Raw genomic sequence first — 1356 nt, 5'->3', positions numbered from 1 at the left:
GGCTCTTCACAATCGAGGGTGTAGACGGGGGTCTCGGGGAAGTGGCGCGTCGATAGCTGGATAGAGGTCGAGGCCTTCCGATGATGGAAGTTCCTACACAAGCCATCTGAAAGACCTCGACGTGCCTAACGCTACCTTCGACGACTGTGACCTGACCAAGTTTTGCCGGCTGGACGAGCTCGGCCTTCAAGCTACCGGGCAACGGGTGGAGCCCGGGCGGGCGGTACTGGCCTGTCGGGTGGTGGAGCCAGATGAGTGGTGTCACCGCTGTGGTTCTCAGGGCACCGCGCGGGGCACGGTGATCCGCCGGCTGGCGCACGAGCCGCTGGGCTGGAGGCCCACGACTCTGCACGTCACGGTTCGGCGCTACCGGTGCGCCGACTGCGCCCACGTCTGGCGCCAGGACACCACCGCCGCGGCAGAGCCGAAGGCCAAGCTCTCCCGCCGTGCCCTGCGCTGGGCCCTGGAAGCTCTGGTCGTGCAGCACCTGACCATCGCCCGGGTCGCCGAGGCGTTGGGGGTGCGGTGGAACACCGCCAACGACGCCGTGCTGGCCGAGGGCAAGCGTCTGCTCATCGACGACCCGGCCCGGTTTGACGGGGTCACCGCGATCGGCGTGGATGAACACGTCTGGCGCCATACCCGGCGTGGCGACAAGTACGTCACCGTGATCATCGACCTCACACCACTGCGCGTCGGCACCGGTCCGGCGAGGTTGCTGGACATGGTCGAGGGCCGCTCCAAACAGGCCTTCAAGACCTGGCTGGCCGAGCGTCCGGCTTCCTGGCGGGATGGCGTGGAGGTGGTGGCGATGGACGGGTTCACCGGCTTCAAGACCGCAGCCACTGAGGAGATCCCCGAAGCCACCACGGTCATGGACCCCTTCCATGTGGTCCGCCTGGCCGGAGACGCGCTCGAGCGATGCCGCCGGCGAGTCCAGCAACAGGTGAACGGCCACCGGGGCCGCAAACAGGATCCGCTCTACAAGGCCCGCCGGACCCTGCTGACCGGGGCCGACCTGCTCACCGAGAAGCAGTATTCCAGGATCCAGGACCTCTTCGAGGCTGACGAGCATGTGGAGGTCGAGGCCACGTGGGCGTTCTACCAGCACATGGTCGCCGCCTACCGCCAGACAGACAGGGCCGAGGGCAGGGCGATGATGGAGCAGCTGATCGCCAAGCTGGGCCGGGCAGTGCCGACCAAGCTCATCGAGCTGGCCGGTCTGGGTAGGACGCTGAAGAAAAGGGCGGCAGACATCCTGGCCTACTTCGACCGCCCCGGAACCTCCAACGGACCCACCGAGGCCATCAACGGACGACTCGAACACCTGCGCGGATCCGCCCTGGGCTTCCGGAA

1 protein-coding gene is annotated in these 1356 nt (G+C 67.1%); it reads left to right on the top strand.

From position 1 onward, the window contains the following. Positions 1–121: 121 nt before the first annotated feature. The coding region (locus DYI20_RS12095) for an ISL3 family transposase (RefSeq protein ID WP_110100106.1) at positions 122–1356 on the top strand (1235 nt) is incomplete at its 3' end.

This window comes from Auritidibacter ignavus (assembly GCF_003703835.1).
GTDB lineage: Bacteria > Actinomycetota > Actinomycetes > Actinomycetales > Micrococcaceae > Auritidibacter > Auritidibacter ignavus.
Note: the sequence above shows the minus strand (reverse complement) of the source record. Positions and strands in the feature narration are given on the sequence as shown.